Consider the following 24,558-nt stretch of genomic DNA (forward strand, 5'->3'; position numbering starts at 1 on the left):
TCGGTGAGCGTACAAAAGAAAACGACTTGTTCTCATTTTGAGTTGTGGGTCCAATGGAAAGAACATCAGGATATTGAAGCAAAAAAACAATTAATAGAACTGTATCTGCCGATCGTAGATTTTGTATCCAATCGACTCGCGGCTGGATTGCCACGAAATGTATCAAAAGACGACCTAACAAGCAATGGCGTACTTGGCTTGATAGATGCCATTGAGAAATTCGACTATTTGCGGGGCCTTCAGTTCGAAACCTATGCGTCTTGGCGAATTCGAGGGGCGATTCTTGATTCTCTGCGTTCTGGGGATTGGGTGCCTCGATCTGTTCGCGAGAAGGCCAAGAAAATTGAAGAAGCCTATCAAGTGCTTGAACAGCAGTATTTAAGAACTGTTACTGATGCAGAGATGAGTCAGTACTTAGAAGTAACCGAGAAAGACTTTCGTACGATGGTTCAAGATGTTTCCATCATGACATTATGCTCACTTGAAGATCCGATTCGAGAAGAAGATTCTGAGATGAGAATCTCTGTTTTGGTTGACGAAACCGCTAAAAACCCGGAATATAAAGTTAATGAACATTTCCTAAAATCTTCATTGGTTGAAGCAATTGACAAATTAACAGAAAAAGAAAGAACAGTTGTATCCTTGTTCTATTATGAAGATTTGTCTTTGAGTGAGATTGCAGAAGTGATGAGCTTATCACCTTCTCGCATCTCGCAGCTGCATTCGAAAGCAATCCTTCGCTTGCGCTCAGTGCTGGAGAAGAACAAGGCCATACTTATGGAAGCGTAAGCGTTGTTAACGATAGTGTCTTATGATCAAATAATTGGGGGGGACGCCATGAGCACGACGATGATGCTGGAACAATACTTGGAAGTAAGCTTGTCTGACGATAAAATGACGGCTTACCTGCTCATCGGAGACGTAGACCAAAACATACAATTTACGGAAAATGAATTATTGCAGTTCCTTAGAAACAACCAGGTCCAGTATGGCTTGAAGGAGGAGGTGCTGCGCGATATTGCGCGGCGCCCGCTTCTGTATACGAAAGAGCCAGTTATTGTAGCAATCGGAAAAGAGCCTGTTGATGGAACAGATGGCAAGGTTGAGTTATTGATGGTAATGAAAGGGTCTTCACGACCGTTGGAGCAAGATGACGGCAGTGTGGATTTGAAGGAAATCCAGCAGTTGAACAACGTAACGCGTGGGCAGCGTATCGCACTGCGTAAGCCAGCAACATCGGCAATCGCAGGTATCAATGTGCGTGGGGAAGAAGTTAAAGGCCGAGATGGCAAAGAGGCAAGACTGAAGCTTGGCAAAAATGTTGTGACAGATGATGAAGAAGTGGCTGCTTATGCCGCGATTGACGGACTTATCGTAAAGACAGAAGGGGATAAGCTGAATGTCTTTCCTGTGTATGAAGTCAATGGAGATGTTGATTATCGTACCGGTAATATCGACTTCGTTGGAACAGTCGTTATTCGCGGCAATGTGCTGACCGGCTTTCGAATTAAGGCTGCAGGAGATATACGCGTCATTGGCGGCGTTGAAGGGGCTCAGCTGGAGGCACAAGGCTCCATTGAAATCTCTGGAGGTATCATCGCTGGGCACAAAGGAAGCATTCAGGCGGGTCAGCAGATCAAATGCTCTTTTGTTCAAGAGGGCAATCTGAGCGCAGGGACGGATATTATTGTCTCGCAAAGCATTCTCCACTCAAATGTTCGCGCTTCCAAACAAGTCATCTGCAATGGGACGAAGGGACTTATCGTGGGAGGCAGGATCCAGGCTGGAGAGCGCGTTGTAGCTAGAACGATAGGCAACAGCACTTCAACCCAGACGACTATAGAAGTAGGGGTACTCCCTGAGCTTAGAAATGAGCTGAATGAACTGCGTCAGCGATATAGAACGACGACAGAAAGCCTGGATAAGACAGAAAAAGCATTGACCCTGCTGGATAAGCTTGCAGCTGCTGGCCAACTGACCGAAGATAAGATGCAGATGCGGCTTAAGCTGAACATTACGAAGAAAAGTGTTGTGCATGAACAAACGGATATTCGAGAACGTATATATGAGTTAGAGAAGGCTCTGGAGGGTTCAAATGATGCGCGAGTGGATGTGCATCAGCTTATATATGGAGGCAGCAAGATGGTAATTGGCCGCTATACCCGCTATGTGAAGGATGTTAGCAAGCATGTGTCCTTCCGATTTATCGATGGCGAGATTATGATGGTCTCTCTGTAATATTCCATGAGACTCAGTGATTGAGGTGATCCCATGAATATGAAGCCAGTCGAACTGCAAATTGCCATTCCGCGGACACAAGAAGTATCCACGCTTCATCAGCAGATGCAGCATCGGATGATGGCGGATCAGACCGTGTTAAATGAGCAGGCGGAGAAGCTCACGGAAGCGCTTCGCAAACGTAATGAGAAGCTTCAAGAATCCACTGAGGGACGCATTCATGATGAGGAGCATAAGCAGCAGTCGAAGAATGATCAGCCGAAGGGGCAGAAGGCAAGCGATGTTTCGGAGGAACAGGATCAAAGTGTGCCTGCCGAGCACCCCTACAAGGGAAAACACATTGATTTTTCGGTATAGTCATTGACACATAATTATGAATGCAAGGATGACGCCGCTAACCCACTTGTTTGGGGGAGCGGCGTTAGTATCCATAAATAGCAATAAGAGCGCAGAATGAGGAGAATGACATGAACGATCCATGGATCTATCTCGTGTTGTTAGGTGCAGTTGTGATGGTATGCGGGCTACTACGCCCAAAGACAGCTAATGGCACGACAGCAATCAAGCAGGAGATTGAGGACACACTAGAGCATTATATTGAGGAAATGGCAGCGGAGAACGATAAACTGCTTACAGTAGTTGAACACATGAAAAAAGAGCAGAATTTAAGAGATGATTCGCTTCGCAAACGCATGGATCTGCTTGAAGGAAAAATAGCCCATCTTACTGAGAAGCAGCAGCTGCAGAATCATCATGTGGAAGCGCGCATTACCAATATGCAGCAGCAATCGGTGCGCCAGAGGGACAAGCTCCTCCCAATGGCTGATGAGCATGAACAATCAAGGGAGACGAGTGTTTCTACAATGGAGTCCAACAGCAATGATATACATTCGAATGAGACGGAGATGAGCAGTCTCATTACAGCAGCAGAGTCAGAAGAGCTGCCGTCCATTCGCAAACGATACAAGGATATATTCGAGCTGCTTCATGAAGGCATTTCCAGCCACGATATCGCCCTCCAGCTGAATCTTCCACAAGGCGAGGTTGAAGTGATCATCCAGCTTGGATTACAGGAGGCAGAGCGTGTTTAAGAATCGTGAATTTTTGATTGGCCTTGGAGCAGGCATCATCATTGGAGCCTTATTGCTCCAGATGATCTGGATCGGACAGCAGCAAACGAGAACACCGCTGACTGAGATTGAGCTCCAGCAGGAGGCTGCTAGGCAAGGATACGATCTTGTCAATAAAGACTCTAAGATTGCAGAAGATGGACAGCCAAAAGCTCCGGCTAAATGATAGGATAAAAGAAGTTGCATGCTGTAGGCTGTTATGGTATATTAGTTGACGGTGTTAATAACACACGCCGATTAATTTCGTCAAGGGTGCTTGCTGTCGTGGGCAACCGTGCGGTAAGTCTTGACGGGAGATGACATTGGCGGAGGAAAACTAACCATATTAGGAGGTGTAGTGAAGATGGCAGTTATCTCCATGAAACAGCTTCTAGAAGCTGGTGTACACTTCGGTCACCAAACTCGTCGTTGGAATCCGAAAATGGACAAATATATCTTCACAGAACGTAACGGTATTTACATCATTGATTTGCAAAAAACAGTGAAAAAAGTAGAAGAGGCTTACAACTTTGTTAAGTCTATCGCAGCTGACGGCGGCACTATGCTGTTCGTTGGTACGAAGAAGCAAGCTCAAGATTCCGTTAAGGAAGAAGCAGAGCGTTGCGGCAATTACTTCATCAACCAACGCTGGTTGGGTGGTACATTGACTAACTTCGAAACAATCCAAAAACGTGTTGAGCGTTTGAAGAGCCTTGAAAGAATGGAAGAGGACGGAACTTTCGAAGTATTGCCGAAGAAAGAAGTTATCATTCTTCGCAAAGAGAAAGATCGTCTTGAGAAATTCTTGGGCGGTATCAAGAACATGAGAGAATTGCCAAGCGCATTGTTCGTTATCGACCCACGCAAAGAACGTATCGCAGTAGCTGAAGCTCGCAAATTGGGTATCCCAATCGTTGGTATCGTTGATACGAACTGTGATCCAGATGAGATCGATTACGTGATCCCTGGTAACGATGACGCTATCCGCGCTGTTAAGTTGCTTACTTCTAAGATGGCTGAAGCGATCATGGAAGGCAACCAAGGCGAAGAAGCGGTTGTTGAAGCTTAAGTTATAGAACTGAAATGACAAAAGGGTGGTAGGCAGGTGTTTCACCGCTCGCCGCCCTTTTTTTGGCGATATGAAGCACAATACTTAAATGAAAGCCTTAAACAGGCTTTAAATTATCAGTTGGAGGGACAATAGAATGGCAATTTCCGCAGCTCAAGTTAAAGAACTACGCGAAAAAACAGGTGCTGGTATTCTTGATGCGAAGAAAGCATTGGAAGAGGCAAATGGTGATTTGAACAAAGCATCTGAGATTCTTCGTGAGAAAGGTCTTGCAGCAGCAGCTAAGAAAGCAGACCGCGTTGCAACTGAAGGTGCAGTTCAATCTTACATCCACGCTGGCGGACGTATCGGCGTATTGGTTGAAATCAACTGTGAAACTGACTTCGTAGCGAAGACAGATCAGTTCCAAGAGTTTGCTCGCGACATTGCTATGCATATCGCAGCATCTTCTCCAAAATACATTCGTCGCGAAGAAGTACCTTCTGACGAGATTGAAAAAGAAAAAGAAATTCTTAAGGCTCAAGCGCTTAACGAAGGCAAGCCTGAGAAGATCGTTGAAAAAATGGTTGAAGGCCGCATTAGCAAATACTATGAAGAAATTTGCTTGATGGAACAATCCTTCATTAAAGATCCAGACAAAACGATCGATCAATTGCTGAACGAAAAAGTATCGAAAATCGGTGAGAACATTTCTATCCGTCGCTTTGTTCGTTATGAGCTTGGTGAAGGTCTTGAGAAAAAACAAGATAACTTTGTTGAAGAAGTTATGGCACAAGCGAAAGTATAATATAGGCTTATACGATATTCGCTTTGTCTAAGCAGCGATCAACATACGCTCTGAAAAAGTTGGAACACTTGGTGTTCCTTCTTTTTTAGCAGTTGGTTATGAAAAGTGGAGGGTATACATTGGAACAACCGGTTTATAAACGCATCGTATTGAAAGTTAGCGGAGAGTCGTTGGCAGGTCAGGCTGGATACGGCATTGAGTCTGAAATGATCAATTCCATCGCAGAGCAGGTAAAGGAAGTTGTTGAACTTGGTGTGGAAGTAGCCATCGTATGTGGCGGCGGTAACATCTGGAGAGGCATCGCAGGCAGCCAGAAAGGTATTGATCGTGGAACAGCAGACTATATGGGGATGCTCGCTACGGTGATGAACTCGCTAGCCTTGCAAGATGCGCTGGAACAAATCGGCGTGCCTACTCGTGTTCAAACTTCAATTGCGATGCAGCAAATTGCTGAACCTTACATTCGTCGCCGTGCCATTCGCCACTTGGAAAAAGGCCGCGTGGTTATCTTTGCAGCAGGAACAGGGAACCCGTTCTTCTCGACGGATACGACAGCAGCGCTGCGTGCTGCGGAGATCGAGGCAGATGTAATCTTGATGGCGAAGAATAAAGTTGATGGCGTATACTCTGCAGATCCATTCAAGGATGAGGGTGCAGAGAAGTTCGAAACATTGACTTATATGGAAGTGCTGAATCGTAATCTTGGAGTTATGGATTCTACTGCAACTTCGCTTTGTATGGACAACAATATCTCGCTTGTCGTGTTTGCCATTACGGAAAAAGGCAATATCAAACGTGTCGTACTCGGTGAGAAGATCGGAACTACGGTGAAAGGGAGTGTAGAATAATGCCACAATCCATTAAGAAAAATGCAGAAGAGCGCATGGAAAAAGCCATCTCTTCATTGAGACGTGAGCTTGCTACTCTTCGGGCAGGTCGCGCAAATCCTGCATTGTTAGATCGTGTTCAAGTTGAATACTACGGTGCATTGACTCCAGTGAATCAGCTTGCAAATATTAATACACCTGACCCTCGTACAATGGTAATTCAGCCATGGGACAAATCCTCTATCTCCGAAATTGAGCGCGCTATTCTCAAATCGGATCTAGGACTTACTCCTGCAAATGATGGAACCATTATTCGATTGACGATTCCTCCACTCACGGAAGAGCGTCGCTTGGAGCTTGTGAAGCAAACGAAAAAATATGCTGAAGAAGCGAAGGTAGCGGTTCGCAATATTCGCCGCGATGCGAATGATGACATTAAAAAGCTGGAGAAAACCGACATTTCCGAAGATGAATCCCGTCGCCATCAGGAAGATATCCAAAAGTCCACGGATAAATTCATTGCTGAGGTTGACAAGGTATTAGCAGCAAAAGAAAAAGAAATCATGGAAGTGTAACAGCAAACTTTTTCTGCGATTTATGCCCCTCCGAACGGTGGGGTTTATTGTCTTTTTGGTACTGAATGACTATAGTAGAAGAAGGATTTTAAAGGTTCTATCACCGGGTTGGAGGAGACCGAATGATTAAGCGATTCCAAGCATGGTTGGCAGATAGGCAGAATCGCCACAATACAGAGCTGCTTCTCGATAAGGAGAATGTTCCTTATCATGTAGCCGTGATTATGGATGGCAACGGACGATGGGCCAGCAAGCGCGGTTTGCCGCGAATTGCGGGTCATCACAGTGGAATGAAGGCCGTCAAGCGAGTCACGATTGCTGCAAATGATCTCGGCGTCAAAGTATTGACCATGTATGCTTTTTCAACTGAAAATTGGAAGCGTCCAAGAGATGAAGTAGACTTCTTGATGAAGCTGCCTCAGCAATTTCTTGCCATTGAGCTTGATGAGCTTATTGAGAATAACGTGCAGGTTCGCATGATGGGATATCGCGACCAGCTTCCAAAGCATACGATTGATGCGCTTGAAGAAGCGATTGAGAAGACGAAACACAATACGGGTCTAATTCTCAATTTTGCGCTTAATTATGGTGGAAAACGAGAGCTCGTTGAAGGCATAAAGGAAATCGCTCGTGATGTGAAGGATGGTAAGCTTCAACCAGATGAGATTGATGAAAGAACAATGGAGGCCCATTTGCTTTCTCATGAGCTGCCTCATCCTGATCTACTCATCCGTACAAGCGGTGAGCTTCGACTGAGTAATTTTATGTTGTGGCAGATCGCCTACAGTGAGCTGTGGTTTACTGATGTTTATTGGCCAGAGTTTACTGAGGCACACCTGAAAGAAGCGGTTGCTGAATACCAGCGCAGATCCCGTCGCTATGGTGGATTACAATAAGTTGGAGGATTAGTCTGTATGAAACAGCGCATCATTACAGGTGTTATTGCTGGCGGCTTATTTGCGATTCTTGTCTATCTTGGCAGAGTCCCATACGAATTATTGATGATCGCGCTAGCATTGATCGGATTTTACGAATTTGCGCGCATGCACCATTCAAAACCATTCGATATAGCTTCACTGCTCGGATATGCTTTGATTTTGTTTTTAGTGGTTCCGTGGGAGAAGTGGGGCGTATCGCTGCAATACCCAATGGAATCCACAGTTTGGTTTGTTATGTTTGGACTTTTGTGCATTACGGTTATTTCGAAGAATCGCATTCCTATACAAGCTGTTTCACAACTGCTGTTGGGTGCTTTTTATATTGGGATAGGCTTTAAGTATATGTTGATGACAAGGACGTTTTCAGAAGATGGCTTATTCTGGACCGTTCTGCTCTTTGCAGCGATATGGGCCTCAGATATTGGAGCCTATTTTACTGGACGAGCCATCGGCAAGCATAAGCTCTGGCCGTCTATTAGTCCTAACAAGACGGTTGAAGGAGCTATTGGTGGAATTGTAAGCTCGTTAGTCGTTTGCATCCTTGCTCTATTTATACGACCGGACATGCTGAATATTCCGCTTACTTTTGGCATAGGTCTTGCAGCGTCCATTGTAGGACAAATGGGGGATCTTATTCAGTCAGCATACAAGCGAGTTGTAGGCGTCAAGGACTCGGGAACTTTGCTTCCGGGCCATGGCGGCGTGTTGGATCGCTGTGACAGCTGGCTCATCGTGTTCCCCTTTTTACACTTCATTGGCTTGTTCACGCTGTAGATCTACCATTTACAATTGAGGTGCACGTATGAAACGAATATCCGTCCTAGGGTCGACAGGATCAATCGGTACCCAGACGCTGAGTGTCATTGAGCATCATCCGGAATCCTTTGTCGTTGAGGCGCTAGCGGCAGGAAGAAATGCAGAGCTGCTGCTGAAGCAAGCGCATCAGTTCAAGCCGCGGCTTGTTTCCGTTCAAGACAAGGTTACGGCAGACGCGGTTAAGGACGAACTTCCTTCAGGAACGAAGCTCGTGTATGGAGAAGAAGGCTTGATTGAAGCGGCGAGCTGTCAAGAGGCTGACACTGTTGTTACTGCTGTCGTGGGAAGCGTTGGCTTGAAGTCGACCTTGGCTGCAATTGAAGAGGGGAAGACAATAGGACTTGCCAACAAGGAGACGCTTGTTACCGCGGGTCACCTGGTTACTGCAGCCGCTAAGCGAAAAGGTGTCAAGCTCATGCCGATTGACAGTGAGCATTCCGCAATCTTTCAGAGCCTAAATGGAGAATCGATGTCTGATGTTGATTCCATTACCATCACGGCATCAGGAGGAAGCTTTCGCGATCGTACTCGCGAGCAGCTCGCACATGTTACGGTCGAGGAGGCGCTTAAGCATCCGAACTGGTCCATGGGCGCCAAGATCACGATCGACTCAGCAACGATGGCCAATAAAGGTCTTGAGGTTATTGAAGCGCATTGGCTGTTCGAACTTGATTATGATCGTATTCATGTTCTTATTCATCCAGAGAGCATTATACATTCCTATGTGGAATATGTAGACGGCTCGATCATCGCGCAGCTAGGTGTTCCGGATATGAGAGTGCCTATTCAATATGCATTGTCCTATCCTGAACGAATGACTTCCCCTGCAGAACGCTTGAATCTAGCCAAGATTGCTAAGCTTCACTTCCGTGAACTCGATACGGCCCGTTATCCGATGGTGAGATACGCCTATGAGAGTGGAAGAATCGGCGGAACGGCCACCACCGTATTTAATGCGGCCAATGAAGTTGCGGTTGCACGTTTTCTTCAAGGAGAGATTGCCTTTCTCGATATTGAACGCATCGTTGAGAACGCGCTTGCTGGCCATCGCGTCCAAGTCGATCCTTCATTGGAGATTATTGAGGAAACAGATAGAGAAATTAGACAGGCTGCACAAAAGTTCTAAGGGAGACCGCCAGGTCATGCATGCAGAAAACCTCCAAAGTTAGAAAAACGGGATTCTCTTGTGCCGAATCGGAGAATAATGATAATCTAGAAGACATATAGTGACCCGCAAATTAAAGGAGGATGCTGCACTGTGCAAATGGTACAAGTCGTTTTCTTGACTGTGCTCGTGTTTTTCATAATCGTTACAATCCATGAATGGGGACATATGATTTTTGCGAAGCGTGCGGGCATTCTCGTTCGTGAGTTTGCGATCGGTTTTGGACCGAAAGTATTTTCTTATGTGCGAGGCGAGACGCGTTATACGCTTCGTTTGCTTCCAGTCGGTGGCTTTGTCCGCATGGCAGGTGAAGACCCTGAGATGGTCGATCTGCAGCCCGGACAAACCATTGCGGTCAGAGCGAAGGATTCTCAAGTCAGCAAGCTTTATTTGGACCAGCTCGATTTGAGAAAAAATGTAATACGTGGCGAGATTGAATCGTTGGATTTGGAGAAGGAGCTTAAGCTCGCCTTAATCGTGGATGGGGAAACGATGCATTTCACCGTTCATCCCCAAGCGATGATGATTGTCAAAGGTCAAGAGATTCAAATTGCACCGTTAGACAGACAGTTTGGCAGCAAGACAGTAGGACAGCGCGCTTTGGCAATTTTCGCAGGCCCGCTTATGAATTTTATCCTGGCATTTCTCCTGTTTGGCTTGTACATACAGCAAGTAGGTATGCCAGTGGATAATCCAACCTATGTGAAGGTAGGGGAAGTAACTGCAGGCATGCCTGCTGAAGCGGCTAGCGTGAAGAAGGGGGATATTATCGATCAGGTGAACGGCACCGTCATTGGCGGTGATCGGGAGAAGCTGATTAAGCTGATTGAAGCCTCGGAAGGAAAGCCGATGGACTGGGTCATTAATAGAGACGGTGAGCAGCTGAACCTGTCGATCACACCTGTGGCTGTTGAAGGACAAAAAGGCGGCAAGGTTGGCATTGCTCCGATATTGCCTACTCGTTCCGCTACAATTGGCGAGACTGTAACGTATGCAGGCAATGCTATGGTGACCATGACTAAGAATATCTTTGAAGGCTTCAAGCAGCTCATCTTTGGACAATTCAAATTGGACGACTTGGGTGGCCCTGTTCGAACCTTTGAAGTGACAGGACAATTTGCGAAGCAGGGCATTGACCAGTTAACGCTGTGGACAGCTATTCTTAGCTTGTATCTCGGGATATTCAACCTGCTTCCGATTCCAGCCCTCGATGGAAGCCGCCTTGTGTTTTTAGGATTGGAAGGGCTTCGCGGCAAGCCGATTGATCCTAATCGCGAAAGCATGGTTCATTTTATTGGATTTGCCATGTTGATGCTGCTTATGCTGGCAGTAACCTATAACGATATTTTGCGTTTAGTAAAAGGCTGATGACAGGCATCGCTTATACAAACGTTCGGGAGGAACTTTTTCGTCATGTCGAAGGAGAAACAATTTGTATCTGAGATTACACCCCAGCAAGAGGACTTCTCACGCTGGTATATTGATGCAATTAAAAAAGCGGACCTAATGGATTACTCTCCGGTGCGTGGCTGCATCGTGTTTAAGCCAGACGGCTATGAAATCTGGGAGCATATCAAAGAAGAGCTTGATCGTCGCTTTAAAGAGACGGGACATCGCAATGCCTATTTCCCAATCTTTATTCCAGAGAGCTTTTTCCAAAAGGAAAAGGAGCATGTCGAGGGCTTCAATCCAGAGCTTCCTTGGGTAACGGAAGCAGGGGGAGAGCCGCTTGAAGAAAAGCTGGCTATTCGCCCAACATCAGAGACGATGATTGGACATATGTATGCCAAGTGGATACAGTCCTATCGCGATCTTCCGGTTCTTATTAATCAGTGGGCGAACGTGGTGCGCTGGGAGAAGCGCACGCTGCCATTCCTGCGGACAAGTGAGTTCTTGTGGCAAGAAGGCCATACGGCTCATGAGACGGAGCAGGAGGCTCGCGAAGAGACGATGCGCATGCTCGATATTTACCGCGACTTCGTTGAGAACTACTTAGCGATTCCTGTGATTGTTGGTCAGAAGACACCTTCTGAGAAGTTTGCTGGAGCAGTAGATACGTTCTCGATCGAAGCCATGATGAAAGATGGACGTGCTGTGCAAGCAGGGACATCCCACTATCTGGGTACGAACTTTGCGGTTGCCTTTGATATTCAGTTCTTGGGTCGGGAAAATACGCAGGAATATGTTCATACGACATCTTGGGGAGTCAGCACTCGCTTGATCGGCTCCTTGATTATGGTTCATGGCGATGATCGCGGCTTAGTGCTTCCGCCAAAGGTTGCGCCAACACAGGTGATTATGATTCCAATCGGACCTGCAAAGCTTCGTGATCAGGTCATCGCTCGTGCTGATGAATTATTCGGTGAATTGAAGTCTGCTGGCGTACGCGTTCGCATGGACGATCGCAGCGACATGAGCCCAGGCTGGAAGTTCAATGAATACGAGATGAGAGGTGTTCCGGTTCGCCTTGAGATCGGACCTCGCGACATGGAAAATGGCGTGTGCGTGCTCGTTTCCCGTGTGACTGGCGAGAAGCGCGTAGTTGAGCAAAGCAAGCTTGTCGATGAAGTGAACAAGATGCTTGAGGATGTGCATCAAGAGATGTATAATCGAGCTTTGGAGTTCCGCAACACCCATTTCTACTCTGTTGATTCGGTAGATGAGATGAAAGAATTAATGGAAGAGAAGCGCGGCTTCAGTCTTGCCGGCTGGTGTGGATCATTGGCTTGCGAGAAGCATGTGAAGGATGAGACGGGAGCAACAAGCCGCAACATTCCTTTCGAGCCCGAAGAGACGAAGAGCACGTGTTTGGTATGCGGAGAACAGGCAAAACATACCGTAGTGTTCGCACGCGCGTATTAATGATATGCTAGAGTAGTGTAAGAAGCATGGACGGAATGGCTTCCGGCATGAGAGATCATCCAGCGTTACAATGGAAGATAGCTCAAGAGCGGCAAGCCATTTCTTTTTTAGAGGAGGGACCGGTGTTACGATGGAGGAACAAAGACAGCGCTTTGAGTTAATGATGAAACAAGTCGGACTGCCTTCGGAGTTGATGCACACCCATTTCCAGGATGGATGGATCCGTCAGGTAGAGACAAGCAGGTCGAATCGGGAATGGACGATCCATATCGGGAAGCGAAGTATCGTTCCTTCTGATGCTTATCGTACGTTCTGCTTGACCGTACAAGATAAATTATCGCATATCGCCAAGATACGCATTATTTTTCACTACGAAGATGTTGTAACGGGCCAAGAGGTTGTCGATGCGTATTGGCATCTATTTATAGAGTGGGTCAAACGCGAGGTTGCCTCGGTAAACGGCTGGCTTCATCGCGCGAAGGTTGAAGTCGAGAACGAACTCGTGACGCTCTTCCTCTCCGATGAGATGACGTTGAACCTGGCGAAGAAAAAGCAAATTGATGATTATGTGAAAAAGTTCTATCAAACCTACTTCTCGCGAGAGCTTCGCGTTCAAATGAAAGTAGGCGTGGTGGACCATGAAGCAGTGGAAACCTTCCAAGAGAAGCTGGCTGAGGAGGAGCGCTTGGCTGTTGCTCAATTAATGGCTGATGCCGAGAGAGAAGCAGCAGAGCAGGCGGCGATTGATGCCGGCAATGCGCCTGAGAAGCTTCAGCATGGCTATGAGATTAAGGATGATCCCGCTCCAATCATGAATGTTCAAGAGGAAGAGAAGCGGATTACTGTACAGGGAACGGTGTTCGGGCTTGAGGTCAAAGAGCTGCGCAACGGCAGCACGCTGTATACGTTTAATGTGACAGACTTCTCGGACTCGATCTTGATTAAGATGTTCGGCAAGAATAAAGATGATGTTCTGAAGCTTAATCTTATCGCGAATGGCAAGTGGGTTAAAGTGCGCGGCAGGGTTGAATATGACCGCTTCATGATGACGCCAGAGCTTGTTATGATTGCTTCTGACATTCAAGAGGTGACAGCTCCGCCCGAGCGTCAGGATACTTCTGAAGAGAAGCGGGTCGAGTTCCATTTGCATACGACAATGAGTGCCATGGATGCTGTGACTTCCGTGGATCAATATATTAAGCAGGCTGCGAAGTGGGGCCACAAGGCAATAGCGATCACCGATCATGCCAATGTGCAGTGCTATCCAGAAGCAGGCAAGGCAGGGAAAAAGCATGGAATCAAGGTCATTTATGGGCTGGAAGCGAATGTTGTGGATGATGATATTGCGGTTGTGCTGAACGCGGACTCCCGATCGCTTAAGGAATCGATATATACCGTATTTGATATCGAGACCACGGGTCTATCTGTATCCAACAACAAGATTATTGAGCTTGCGGCGGTGAAGATGCAGGACGGCAAGGAAATTGATCGCTATAGTTCCTTTGTCGATCCGCATGAGCGAATCCCATACAATATTCAGCAGCTGACGAACATTACCGATGATATGGTGCGCGGTGCGCCCGAAGTGGATGAGGTGCTGAAGAAGTTCGTTGAATTTGCAGAAGACAGCGTGCTGGTCGCGCATAATGCTCGATTCGACGTCGGCTTCATCCAGCATAATTTGAAGCTGCTTGAGCTGCCGGAGATGACCAATCCCGTGCTCGACACGCTTGAGCTGGCACGTTTATTGCATCCAACATTGAAGAACCATCGTCTGAATACATTGGCTTCAAAATATAAAGTGGCATTAGAAAGCCATCACCGTGCGATCGATGATACCATTGCGCTTGCTGGCATATTGACAGGGCTGCTTCATGATGCATATCAGCTTAAAGGTCTTGAGGAGCTGGACCGTTTAAATGACTACGTAGGACAGAACCTGCGCAGCGCAAGGCCGTTTCACTGCAATATCTATGCGCTTGATCCGGTGGGTAAGAAAAACTTGTACAAGCTTGTGTCCTTGTCTCATACGGAGCATTTTCATCGTGTGGCCACGATTCCACGCAGCAAGCTTGTGGAGAATCGCGCTGGATTGCTTGTAATGTCAGGCTGTGAGAAGGGTGAGCTGTTTGAGACCGTATTGAACAAATCGCTCGAGGAGGCAGAGCGGGTTGCGGAGTTTTACGATGTGCTGGAGATTCAACCGCTCACGATGTACATGCATCTGCTTGAAAAAGGGCTGGTCGGCTCTCAAGCTGATATCGAAGATGCGCTCAAGAAGATTGTGTCGATTGGTGATAAGCTTGGCAAGCCGGTTGTTGCAACAGGCAATGCACATTATTTGAACCCGCGCGACAAACTGTTCCGAGATATTACGATACATGGGATTACGGGCTTTAGTCCACTGAAGGACATTCAGAAGCCGGATGCTCACTTCAGAACGACAACCGAGATGCTGCAGGAATTCAGCTTCCTTGGCAAAGAAAGAGCCTATGAGGTAGTCATTAAGAATACGAATGAACTGGCAGAGCGCTTTGAGGAAATTGTCCTCTTCCCAGACAAGCTCTATACGCCGATTATGGACGGTGCGGATGAAGAGATGCGGGAGACATGCTACAATACAGCCCGAGATCTTTACGGCGAGCCTATACCTGAAATTGTCGTACAGCGCTTGGAAAAAGAATTGGCGCCGATTATCAAATACGGTTTCTCCGCGAACTATCTCATATCGGAGCGCTTGGTGAAAAAGTCCAATGCGGATGGATATTTGGTTGGTTCACGGGGGTCGGTTGGATCGTCAGTTGTAGCAACCTTCCTAGGAATATCGGAGGTAAACCCGCTTCCGCCTCATTATTATTGTCCGAATAAGGAATGCAAGCATAGTGAATGGTTCACAGACGGAAGCGTACCGAGCGGATTTGACCTGCCTAATAAGGATTGTCCTAAGTGCGGGACAAAGATGATAGGCGAAGGACAGGATATTCCGTTTGAGACATTCCTTGGCTTTAAAGGCGATAAGGTTCCGGATATTGACTTGAACTTCTCAGGGGAATACCAGCCGGAGGCGCACAACTTTACGAAGGTCATGTTCGGTGAGAAAAATGTATTCCGGGCAGGCACTATCGGTACTGTTGCGGAGAAAACAGCCTTTGGCTTTGCGAAAAAGTATGAGGAAGACTATCACAAAAAGTGGCGTGGTGCAGAGCTTAACCGTTTGGCATCCGGCTGCACAGGTGTTAAGCGAAGCACGGGACAGCATCCGGGCGGTATCGTCGTTGTGCCGGATTATATTGAGGTTGAAGATATCACGCCAGTGCAGTATCCGGCTGATGATACGTCTGCAGAATGGAAAACCACGCACTTCGATTATCATGCCTTCGATGCGAACCTGTTGAAGCTTGATATACTCGGTCATGATGATCCGACAATGATGCGTATGCTTCAGGACCTTACAGGTGTGGATCCAACCACGATCCCGATGAATGATCCGAATGTGATGAGCTTATTCAACTCCACTACTCCGTTAAAGGTAAGCCCGGAGCAGATTCGAACTCCTGTAGGAACATATGGCATTCCGGAGATGGGAACGCGCTTTGTTCGTCAGATGCTGGTAGAAGCACAGCCGTCGACATTTGCCGATTTGCTGCAGATCTCAGGATTGTCGCACGGTACAGGAGTATGGCTTGGGAATGCGCAGGACCTCATTAAAAATGGCATTTGTACGATCAAGACTGTAATCGGTTGTCGTGACGAGATCATGCTCTATTTGATCTATAAAGCGGGAATGGAAGCAGGTCTTGCCTTTAAGATTACAGAAAGTGTGCGTAAAGGGAAGGGGCTTTCTCAAGAGTGGATCGATGAGATGAAGAACTGCAATGTGCCGCAGTGGTACATTGATTCCTGCTTGAAGATCCAGTACATGTTCCCGAAAGCCCACGCGGCAGCTTATGTTATCTCGGCGGTGCGCACCGCATACTACAAGATCTATCATCCAATCGAATTCTATGCGACATACTTTACGGTGCGCGCTGAGGACTTTGACATCGAGCTGTGCTGTCAAGGCTATGAAGCGATTGGCAAGAAGATTGACGAGATCGAAGCGAAGGGCTTCCAGGCTACCACGAAGGAAAAGAATATGATTTCCATTCTAGAGATGGCCCTTGAGATGACAGCCCGCGGATTTAGTTTCAAGACCATTGATCTATATCGCTCGGAGGCAAGCAGCTTCCTCGTAGAAGGCGACTCCTTGATTCCGCCGTTTTCTGCTGTTCAAGGAATTGGAGAAAATGCGGCGAAGAACATCGCTGCAGCAAGAGAAGATGGAGAATATTTATCTATTGAAGATTTCCAAAAGCGCTCGAAAGCAACCAAGACAATCGTGGAATTGCTTACGCAGATGGGATGTTTCCGCGGCTTGCCAGAATCGAATCAGCTCTCCTTGTTCTAATTACGTGCTTATAGGGTAGTTCGGGACATGAGCGGCACCTTGCCATTTGTCAACCGGCTATGCTATAATTTTATGGTAATCATGTGGATACATCCGTTGCGAAAGAGTGGGGAAACCCACTCTTTCATGTTTGCATCCGACTAATTAGATGTCTGACGCTGCGGATTACAACATATTTCAATTGAATTGTGTACTTTGGGAGGAACCCTGTTTGACAACAGCTAACATTAAGACACTTGTTGAAGAGATGGTTATGCCTTATCTGGAAGAACAGCAGTTTGAATTGGTAGACGTTGAGTACGTCAAGGAAGGAAGCAGCTGGTTTTTGCGTGTATTCGTGGACAAGGATGGCGGCATCGATATCGAAGATTGCGGCCGTGTGAGTGAGTACTTAAGCCAGAAGCTGGATGAGAATGATCCGATTCCTGATGCGTATTTCCTTGAGGTATCGTCGCCTGGGGCAGAGCGCCCGCTGAAGAAGGAAAAGGACTTCGTTAAAGCGATCGGAAAGCATGTGTATATCACTACATATGAACCTGTCGATGGCAGTAAAGAGTTCGAAGGTACTCTAGAAGCGTTTGATGGTGAGACCATCACGGTGATGGTGAACAAGAAAGCGCATGTCCTGCCTTACAGCAAGGTAGCAAGCGCTCGACTTGCAATCATCTTCTAAGAGACTGCTGATCGAGCATCAATATGAAGCACAATATTATTCATTGCATATGTGCAAGTAATGAAGCCGTCCGAGGCGGCTGAAAGGGGGAGCCTATCAAAATGAGTATTGATTTTATTGAAGCACTGTCTGAGATCGAAAAAGAGAAAGGGATCAGCAAAGAAGTGCTTATCGACGCCATTGAAGCTGCGTTGATCTCAAGCTACAAACGCAATTTTAATGCCGCACAAAACGTGCGTGTCGATATTAACCGTGCTACTGGCGTCATCAAAGTGTTCGCCCGCAAAACGGTCGTTGACGAAGTGATGGATCCTAGACATGAGATCTCGCTGCATGCATCGAGAGAGCACAATCCCAACTATATGGTTAATGATATTTGCGATATCGAGGTAACACCTCGGGAGTTTGGCCGCATTGCTGCGCAAACCGCGAAGCAAGTTGTGACGCAGCGCATTCGCGAAGCGGAGCGCGGTCTAATCTATGATGCCTTCATTGATAAGGCAGAAGATATCGTGACAGGGATTGTACAGCGTCAGGATACACGCAATGTGTTCATCGACCTAGGCAAAGTAGAAGCGGTGCTTCCGCTGAATGAAATGATGCCGAATGAAAAATTCAAGCACGGTGATCGTGTGAAGGCATACATTACGAAGGTGGAAAACACGACTAAAGGACCTCAAATTATTTTGTCCCGTACGCATCCAGGCCTGTTGAAGCGCCTGTTTGAGCTTGAAGTGCCTGAGATTTTTGATGGAGTCGTGGAAATTAAATCAGTTGCTCGCGAAGCGGGACAGCGTTCTAAGATTGCGGTCTATTCCCGCAATCCTGAAGTGGATCCGGTTGGTTCCTGCGTAGGTCCAAAAGGCCTTCGTGTTCAGACGATTGTAAATGAGCTTCGCGGCGAGAAAATCGATATCGTTCGCTGGTCGGAAGATGTTGAAGAGTATGTAGCGAATGCACTAAGCCCGTCCAAGGTGGTTCAAGTGGACGTTTATGAAGAAGAGAAGATGGCGCGAGTCATTGTGCCGGATTATCAATTATCGCTTGCGATCGGAATTAAAGGTCAGAATGCGCGTCTAGCTGCGAAGCTTACGGGATGGAAAATCGACATCAAGAGCGAATCCCAAGCTTACGATGGCGAAGAAAGTGCTCCTGCAGGAGAGGCTTTTGACAGTGCTCATGACCTTGATTCTGTTGACGAGGTTTTGGATTGATCGGATTCCTGCCGTAGGGTGCGGTTTTTCTCTTCAGCTTCGAAGGATAATCGTAAGGAGGTAGGTTCAATGCGAACAAGAAAAGTACCGCTTCGAAAATGTGTTGCTTGCCAACAAATGATGCCGAAGAAAGAACTTATTCGAGTGGTTAAGACCCCTCAGGATGAAGTGCTTATCGATTTGACTGGCAAGAAGTCAGGGCGAGGCGCTTACCTGTGTGGTAAGCTGTCTTGCTTCAAGCTGGCTCACAAATCAAAGGCTCTAGACCGTGCACTGAAGCATCCAGTGCATTCCGATATATACGAACAGTTGGCGCAAGACTTCATTCGTGTTGAAGATGAGTTCCTTGCGATGAAGGAGCAGGCTCATGATGACGACGAATAAGGTGCTATCCCAATTGGGGCTCGCACAGCGTGCAGGAAAGCTTGTAACGGGAGATGAGATCGTACTGAAGGCGATCCGTGGTCAACAGACACAGTTGGTGTTCGTTGCAAGCGATGCGTCAGAGAATACGAAGAAGAAATTCCGTGATAAATGCAAGACCTACGGTGTACCACTCGCGATCGGCTTTACAAGAGATGAGTTGGGAGCAAGTCTTGGCAAGCTTGACCGTGTCATTGTCGGTGTGACAGACAACGGATTCGCGCAATTAATGAAGAACGGGCTTATGACTATGTCGGAGGTGGAGTATATTGAGTAAACAAGAGAACGGCAAGGACAAATTAAGAGTATACGAGTACGCGAAGTCTAACAATATGAGCAGTAAAGAAATCATAACGATTTTGAAGCGTCTAGATTATCCCGTAAACAACCATATGAGCGTAATGGAGAACGATGCAGTGGCAAAAGTAGAGCAGTATTTTAAAGATGTAAAAGCAAATGCGCAATCAAAGCGCGACAGTAAACCGCAGGCGCAAGTTAGCCAAGCGGCGCAGCAGTCAACAGAGGCTCCGAAGCGTCATGAACGCTCTGAGCAGAGACCGCGCCAAGATGAGCGCGGCGGACGTCCTGAGGGACGCGGCCAACAGGGACATCAAGGCGGTCCGCGTGGCGGACAAGGCGGGAATCGTCAAGGCGGAGATCGTCCATCCCGTCCACAGCATCAAGGAGGCCGTCCGCAAGGTCAAGGTGGCCAAGGCGGGAATCGTCAAGGCGGAGATCGTCCATCTCGTCCACAAGGTCAAGGAGGCCGTCCACAAGGTCAAGGTGGTCAAGGCGGCAGACCGCAAGGTCAGGGCGGTTCTCAAGGCAACCGCAGTGGTGGCCCATCTTCTTCCCAACAGTCCGCTCGTCCGGCGATGGAGAAGCAGCAGCCAGCACGCCTAAATAACGGTGTCGATCGTCCATCCAAATACAGTGACAACGACAAGTCAGGTGCAAAAGGCAACAACCGTGGCCGTAACAACGCTGGCAAGCCGAACAATCGCTTTGATGACAACCGCGGCAACAACCGTGGCCCGCGTGGCAAAGGCAGAAACAATAGAAACAATCACCGTCAAATGGAAGTTCGCGAGAAGATTGACAACACACCGAAGAAAATCATCGTTCGTGGCGAGATGAGTGTTGGAGAACTGGCTAAGCTTCTTCATAAGGATGCGTCTGAAGTTATTAAGAAGCTCTTCATGATGGGCCTGATGGTTACCATTAACCAAGAGGTTGATCTGGACACGATTCAATTGATCGCTGACGAATACAAGGTTGAGGTTGAACTCAAGCTTCCTGTACAGGAAGATCCATTTGAAGAAGAAGTGGAACCAGAAGTGGAAGAGAATATGGCTGAGCGTCCGCCAGTTGTAACGATCATGGGGCACGTTGACCATGGTAAGACAACCTTGCTTGACTCTATCCGCAAGACGAACGTAACAAGCGGAGAAGCGGGCGGCATCACGCAGCACATCGGTGCATATCAAGTCGAAATCAACAATAAAAAGATTACGTTCTTGGATACACCAGGTCACGAAGCGTTTACTTTGATGCGTGCTCGCGGTGCGCAGGTAACGGATATTACCATTATCGTTGTTGCAGCAGATGACGGTGTAATGCCACAGACGGTCGAGGCAATCAGCCATGCGAAAGCAGCTGGTGTTCCGATCATCGTTGCTGTCAACAAAATCGATAAGCCAGAGGCAGATCCGGATCGCGTGAAGCAAGAACTGACGAACTATGAGCTCGTTCCTGAAGAGTGGGGCGGAGACACAATTTTCGTTAACGTTTCAGCGAAGCAGCGCATGGGTCTCGAAGACTTGCTTGAAATGATTCTGCTCGTGGCAGAAGTACAAGAATTCAAGGCAAATCCAGATAAATTGGCTCGGGGTACTGTAATTGAGGCGGAGCTTGATAAAGGCCGTGGACCAGTTGCACGTATTTTGGTTCAATCGGGTACACTAAAAGTCGGTGATCCGTTGGTGGCAGGCACATCGTTCGGACGTGTTCGTGCAATGGTTAATGACCGTGGCCGCCGTTTGAAAGAAGCAGGCCCATCTACACCAGTTGAGATTACCGGCTTGACTGAAGTTCCTCAGGCTGGGGATCCGTTTATTGTATTCGAAGATGAGCGTAAAGCGCGTTCGATCTCTGAAAAACGCTCTACAACGCTTCGTCAAAGCCAGCTTGGCTCCAATGCGCGTGTTACGCTTGATGACTTGTTCAAGCATATCAAAGAGGGCGAGATCAAAGAGCTTAACGTCATTATCAAGGCTGACGTACAAGGTTCCGTTGAGGCTCTCAGAGGTTCCCTTGAGAAGATCGAAGTCGAGGGCGTGCGCGTAAAAGTTATCCATTCTGGCGCGGGCGCGATTACAGAATCGGATATTATCCTTGCGACTGCATCCAATGCGATCGTGATCGGATTTAACGTCCGTCCTGATGCGCAAGCGAAGCTTACGGCTGATCAAGAGCAGGTAGATGTGCGCTTGCATCGTGTAATTTACACGATCGTAGAAGAGATCGAACAGGCAATGAAAGGTATGCTTGATCCAGAGTACAAAGAAGTGGTTCAAGGTCATGCCGAAGTACGTGACACATTCAAGATCAGCAAAGTGGGCACGATCGCTGGCTGTATGGTCACTTCAGGCAAGATTACACGCAACTCCGATGCGCGCGTGATTCGCGACGGCATCGTTATCTTCGAAGGCAAGCTTGATTCCTTGAAGCGCTTCAAGGACGATGCGAAAGAAGTGGCGCAGGGCTACGAGTGCGGTATTATGCTCGATAAATTCAATGATTTGAAAGAAGGCGACATCATCGAAGCGTTCACGATGGAAGCTGTAGAACGCAAGTAGTCGCTGACAGAAAATGAGGTGATTTCCATGGCCAAGATCCGTTCAGGCCGAGTGGGTGAGCAGATTAAGAAGGAACTTAGTCAGCTCATTCAGATGGAACTTAAAGATCCGAGAATTGGTTTTCTTACCGTAACCGGTGTTGAGGTGACCAATGACCTCTCTCTAGCTCGTGTATACTTGAGTGTACTTGGGGATGCCGAAGCAAAAGAGAATTCTCTAAAAGCTTTAGACAAGGCGAATGGCTTCTTGCGCTCTGAGCTAGGCAAGCGCATGAGACTTCGTCATGTGCCTGAGCTTAACTTTAAGATCGATGAGTCGATCGCGTACGGCAGCCGGATTGAGAAGCTGCTGCACGATATTCATGATGGGAAGGATAATGATCATGCATAATTCGAACCCATCGAATAGCCATGCTCATGAATCTGCGTCTTCACTTGATTCCAAGGAATCAAGTGGGGAGCAGGTTCTCTCTACATATGGGCATAATATGGATGAGGCGCTCTCCTTTATTAAGAAATATGATCGATTTCTAGTTGTGGCGCACGTCAATCCAGATGGAGATGCCATTAGCTCAACATTGGCTGTTGGCTGGCTGCTGCAGCAGTGGAACAAGCATTTTGTCATGGTGAATGACAACCGTGTTCCAAGCCGCCTGTCATTTCTTGCGAACAGCGAAGCTATTTATATCTCAGAACGGCATCCTGATGCGAAGCCGCCTGCCTTTGATGCTGTGATCTGCGTGGATTGTGCAGATTACGAACGCATTGGGACCATTGCAGACTGGATTCAAGCAGATGTCCCGATCTTGAATATTGACCATCACCCAACGAATAATCGCTACGGGGAGGTTGCTTTGATTCGTGAGGATGCAGCTGCGACGGCTGAGATCCTTTTTGACTTGTATGAGCATGGCGGAATCGTGCTTGATGTTCAGGCTGCTACCGCTTTATATACGGGATTATTGACAGATACAGGCGGATTTCGCTACAGCAATACAACTCCGCATGTGATGGAGATGGCATCTAAGCTGCTTCAAACAGGCGTGCAGGGAAATGAGATTGCCGACAGATTGCTTGAGCGCATGAGCTATGCTCAAATGCTGCTCATTAAGAGGAGTCTTGCAAGACTTGATTTTACGCAGGATCGTAAAATTGCTTGGCTGCATGTTACGCCAGAAGACATGCTGGAGACGGGAGCATTGAATGAGGACCTGGAAGGACTCGTCAACTATCCTCGCAATGTCGAAGGCGTTGAAGTTGGTTTTTTGCTTAAAATGAACGAATCCGGACGAATCAAAGTGAGCTTGCGTTCCGCTGGATTAGTGAATGTGGCTAAGGTTGCACAGCATTTTGGCGGCGGTGGGCATGTTCGAGCAGCGGGATGTACACTGACAGTACCGTTGGAACAAGCAATTGAAGCTATAATAGAGCAGGTGACGGAACAATTATGACAGAACTTCAAGGCGTCCTTCCGGTATGGAAACCAGAGGGCTGGACGTCTCACGATGTGGTTGCCAAAGTAAGAGGCGTCATAAGAGAGAGGCGTATCGGTCATACGGGAACTCTGGATCCGCAAGTAACAGGGGTGCTTCCTCTGTGCGTAGGCAAAGCAACGCGTCTTGTTGAATATTTGCAGGAGCTTCCTAAGCAATATGAATGCGTGCTCCGCTTTGGGATTGCAACAGATACAGAGGATATGAGCGGTGCCGTCCTTGAACGCAAGGATGCTTCATTTTTGACAGAGGAAGATGTGCGTCGTGTTATTCAATCCTTTATTGGTGAGATTGAGCAGGTTCCGCCGATGTATTCTGCTGTGAAAGTAGATGGCAAGCGCTTATATGAGCTGGCGCGGGAAGGCAAGACCGTCAAGCGCCAATCTCGCCGAGTGACTGTATATGAGATCGACATCTTGGACATGAATATGGGGACTAGCGAACCTACGGTTCACTTTCGTGCGACATGTTCCAAGGGAACTTACATACGTACGCTATGTGTGGATATCGGTCGTTCGCTTCATGTCCCTTCAACAATGGATTCTCTGATCCGTACTATGTCTGCTCATTATAAGAAGGAGCATTGCTTTACAATTGAAGAGATTCAGGATAAAGCCTCTCAAGGCGATGTTCATTCGATGCTGATTCCAGTTGATGAAGCGATGTCTTATCTGCCAAAGATTACGATAATGGATGAATTTGCTCATTATGCAACGCAAGGGAGAGGAATACCGTTTCGAGCTTGCTCTTGTCAGCCTTTGACGAATCAGCTCTATCGGTTGTATGATGTACGAGGACTCTTCTATGGCTTATTCCACGTTCCTGATGGAGAACGAGCTTTGCGTCCTGTGAAGGTATTTTTGCCCTCATTGGATGAAAAGTAGTACAATAATGCGTAGATGCAGGCCTACAGACAGAATAGGGCTTAGTCATCTTCGCATTTTTAACATATGGGGAAGCATATCCGAATAGATATCTTTCACTCTTATAGACATTGCTGTAATTGTCCAATGTGTGGAGAAAGGGCAATGGCAGCTGGGTATACGTGAATATGTGAATGGAAGA

At 47.4% G+C, this 24,558-nt stretch carries 23 protein-coding genes; all 23 read left to right on the forward strand.

Features of this window, described 5'->3' with window-relative positions:
- Positions 1-3: 3 nt before the first annotated feature.
- The 23 genes from B9Y93_RS03155 (at position 4) to truB (ending at position 24,377) form a co-directional block, all read left to right on the forward strand.
- On the forward strand, positions 4-789 hold the full coding sequence (locus B9Y93_RS03155) for a FliA/WhiG family RNA polymerase sigma factor (RefSeq protein ID WP_085492891.1): 786 nt from the start codon (positions 4-6) through the stop codon (positions 787-789).
- A gap of 48 nt (positions 790-837) precedes the next feature.
- On the forward strand, positions 838-2,238 hold the full coding sequence (locus B9Y93_RS03160) for a flagellar assembly protein A (RefSeq protein ID WP_085492892.1): 1,401 nt from the start codon (positions 838-840) through the stop codon (positions 2,236-2,238).
- 39 nt (positions 2,239-2,277) lie between these two features.
- Complete coding sequence (locus B9Y93_RS03165; RefSeq protein ID WP_244903269.1) at positions 2,278-2,595, forward strand: hypothetical protein; 318 nt, start codon at positions 2,278-2,280, stop codon at positions 2,593-2,595.
- A 110-nt stretch (positions 2,596-2,705) separates the two neighbouring features.
- Positions 2,706-3,329 carry a DUF6115 domain-containing protein gene (locus tag B9Y93_RS03170; RefSeq protein ID WP_085492894.1) on the forward strand — a complete coding sequence of 208 codons (624 nt, stop codon included), beginning with the start codon at positions 2,706-2,708 and terminating at the stop codon, positions 3,327-3,329.
- Positions 3,322-3,534: a hypothetical protein gene (locus B9Y93_RS03175; protein WP_085492895.1), complete on the forward strand. Its 213-nt coding sequence runs from the start codon at positions 3,322-3,324 to the stop codon at positions 3,532-3,534. The genes B9Y93_RS03170 and B9Y93_RS03175 overlap by 8 nt, the downstream gene beginning before the upstream one ends.
- Before the next feature lie 177 nt (positions 3,535-3,711).
- Positions 3,712-4,416: a 30S ribosomal protein S2 gene (gene rpsB / locus B9Y93_RS03180; RefSeq protein ID WP_085492896.1), complete on the forward strand. Its 705-nt coding sequence runs from the start codon at positions 3,712-3,714 to the stop codon at positions 4,414-4,416.
- Between the two features lie 136 nt (positions 4,417-4,552).
- Positions 4,553-5,203, forward strand: a complete 651-nt coding sequence (gene tsf, locus B9Y93_RS03185) for a translation elongation factor Ts (RefSeq protein ID WP_085492897.1) — start codon at positions 4,553-4,555, stop codon at positions 5,201-5,203.
- Between the two features lie 119 nt (positions 5,204-5,322).
- Positions 5,323-6,051, forward strand: a complete 729-nt coding sequence (pyrH, locus tag B9Y93_RS03190; protein ID WP_085492898.1) for a UMP kinase — start codon at positions 5,323-5,325, stop codon at positions 6,049-6,051.
- Positions 6,051-6,605, forward strand: coding sequence for a ribosome recycling factor (gene frr / locus B9Y93_RS03195; RefSeq protein ID WP_085492899.1), 555 nt, complete (start codon positions 6,051-6,053; stop codon positions 6,603-6,605). Before pyrH ends, frr begins: the two co-directional genes overlap by 1 nt.
- A 122-nt stretch (positions 6,606-6,727) precedes the next feature.
- The gene (locus B9Y93_RS03200) at positions 6,728-7,501 is read left to right on the forward strand and encodes an undecaprenyl pyrophosphate synthase (protein ID WP_085492900.1); all 774 of its coding nucleotides are present in this window, start codon (positions 6,728-6,730) and stop codon (positions 7,499-7,501) included.
- Between the two features lie 18 nt (positions 7,502-7,519).
- The gene (locus B9Y93_RS03205) at positions 7,520-8,317 is read left to right on the forward strand and encodes a phosphatidate cytidylyltransferase (protein WP_085492901.1); all 798 of its coding nucleotides are present in this window, start codon (positions 7,520-7,522) and stop codon (positions 8,315-8,317) included.
- A gap of 28 nt (positions 8,318-8,345) precedes the next feature.
- Positions 8,346-9,485 (forward strand): 1-deoxy-D-xylulose-5-phosphate reductoisomerase, encoded by a 1,140-nt coding sequence (locus B9Y93_RS03210; protein WP_085492902.1) that lies wholly within the window; start codon positions 8,346-8,348, stop codon positions 9,483-9,485.
- 132 nt (positions 9,486-9,617) lie between these two features.
- Positions 9,618-10,892, forward strand: a complete 1,275-nt coding sequence (rseP, locus tag B9Y93_RS03215; RefSeq protein WP_085492903.1) for an RIP metalloprotease RseP — start codon at positions 9,618-9,620, stop codon at positions 10,890-10,892.
- Between the two features lie 45 nt (positions 10,893-10,937).
- Complete coding sequence (gene proS, locus B9Y93_RS03220; RefSeq protein WP_085492904.1) at positions 10,938-12,386, forward strand: proline--tRNA ligase; 1,449 nt, start codon at positions 10,938-10,940, stop codon at positions 12,384-12,386.
- A gap of 130 nt (positions 12,387-12,516) precedes the next feature.
- Positions 12,517-16,833 (forward strand): PolC-type DNA polymerase III, encoded by a 4,317-nt coding sequence (locus B9Y93_RS03225; protein ID WP_085492905.1) that lies wholly within the window; start codon positions 12,517-12,519, stop codon positions 16,831-16,833.
- A 211-nt stretch (positions 16,834-17,044) separates the two neighbouring features.
- On the forward strand, positions 17,045-17,506 hold the full coding sequence (gene rimP / locus B9Y93_RS03230; protein WP_085492906.1) for a ribosome maturation factor RimP: 462 nt from the start codon (positions 17,045-17,047) through the stop codon (positions 17,504-17,506).
- 101 nt (positions 17,507-17,607) lie between these two features.
- On the forward strand, positions 17,608-18,720 hold the full coding sequence (gene nusA, locus B9Y93_RS03235) for a transcription termination factor NusA (RefSeq protein WP_085492907.1): 1,113 nt from the start codon (positions 17,608-17,610) through the stop codon (positions 18,718-18,720).
- 69 nt (positions 18,721-18,789) lie between these two features.
- Positions 18,790-19,104, forward strand: coding sequence for an RNase P modulator RnpM (gene rnpM, locus B9Y93_RS03240; RefSeq protein WP_085492908.1), 315 nt, complete (start codon positions 18,790-18,792; stop codon positions 19,102-19,104).
- Complete coding sequence (locus tag B9Y93_RS03245) at positions 19,091-19,420, forward strand: L7Ae/L30e/S12e/Gadd45 family ribosomal protein (RefSeq protein ID WP_085492909.1); 330 nt, start codon at positions 19,091-19,093, stop codon at positions 19,418-19,420. Before rnpM ends, B9Y93_RS03245 begins: the two co-directional genes overlap by 14 nt.
- Complete coding sequence (gene infB / locus B9Y93_RS03250) at positions 19,413-22,001, forward strand: translation initiation factor IF-2 (protein WP_085492910.1); 2,589 nt, start codon at positions 19,413-19,415, stop codon at positions 21,999-22,001. The genes B9Y93_RS03245 and infB overlap by 8 nt, the downstream gene beginning before the upstream one ends.
- A gap of 27 nt (positions 22,002-22,028) precedes the next feature.
- A complete protein-coding gene (gene rbfA, locus B9Y93_RS03255) occupies positions 22,029-22,391 on the forward strand; it encodes a 30S ribosome-binding factor RbfA (protein ID WP_085492911.1) in 363 nt (120 codons plus the stop codon).
- On the forward strand, positions 22,384-23,451 hold the full coding sequence (locus B9Y93_RS03260; protein ID WP_085492912.1) for a DHH family phosphoesterase: 1,068 nt from the start codon (positions 22,384-22,386) through the stop codon (positions 23,449-23,451). The genes rbfA and B9Y93_RS03260 overlap by 8 nt, the downstream gene beginning before the upstream one ends.
- Positions 23,448-24,377 (forward strand): tRNA pseudouridine(55) synthase TruB, encoded by a 930-nt coding sequence (truB, locus tag B9Y93_RS03265; protein WP_085492913.1) that lies wholly within the window; start codon positions 23,448-23,450, stop codon positions 24,375-24,377. The genes B9Y93_RS03260 and truB overlap by 4 nt, the downstream gene beginning before the upstream one ends.
- The last annotated feature ends 181 nt before the right edge of the window (positions 24,378-24,558 follow it).

Origin of the sequence: Paenibacillus aquistagni (assembly GCF_900177815.1) — a bacterium.
Taxonomy (GTDB): Bacteria; Bacillota; Bacilli; order Paenibacillales; family Paenibacillaceae; genus Paenibacillus_B; species Paenibacillus_B aquistagni.